General features: G+C 60.6%; 1 protein-coding gene. It reads right to left on the bottom strand.

The window, feature by feature from the left end:
• Positions 1–458: hypothetical protein (locus DUT91_RS25150; RefSeq protein WP_147272317.1), on the bottom strand; the 458-nt coding region annotated here is incomplete at its 3' end.
• Positions 459–493: the final 35 nt, after the last annotated feature.

Raw genomic sequence — 493 nt, 5'->3', positions numbered from 1 at the left:
GTGAGCGATGGCCTGAAGGCAAGGGTGACGTCGCCGACCAGCATCTTCGTGCCATCCGTCATCTGGGCCTTGCTGGTGCCGGTGATCGCCGAGCCGTCGGCAAATTGCCTGACCCCCTCTTTGGAAGGCATGAGCTCGATGAGCCTGATGCCGGCCTCCGACATGGTCAGGAGTTCGCCCGGACCGGCAATCCCGTTCTGGTCGGCATCCTGCCAGACGCGGAACTCACTCCAGCGCGCATCCCATGCGTCAAGGATGTTATCGCCATTGCTATCGAAGGCATGGCGCAGTCCTTCCAGATCGGTGATCGGTCGACCGGTATCGTCGATGCCCTTTTCCCTGAGCTCCGCCTGGCGCTCGTCCTCTGTCTTCCAGAGCGAAAAGGCAATCTCTTTCGTCTGATCGATCTGGCCGTCAGGTCCGGCACTTCCATCCGTGGCCAGATCGATCACCAACATGCCATCATTCGGGCCAACCCAGGCGGTTTGATCAG

Origin of the sequence: Paramesorhizobium salinisoli (assembly GCF_003335045.1) — a bacterium.
Taxonomy (GTDB): Bacteria; Pseudomonadota; Alphaproteobacteria; order Rhizobiales; family Rhizobiaceae; genus Paramesorhizobium; species Paramesorhizobium salinisoli.
Note: the sequence above shows the minus strand (reverse complement) of the source record. Positions and strands in the feature narration are given on the sequence as shown.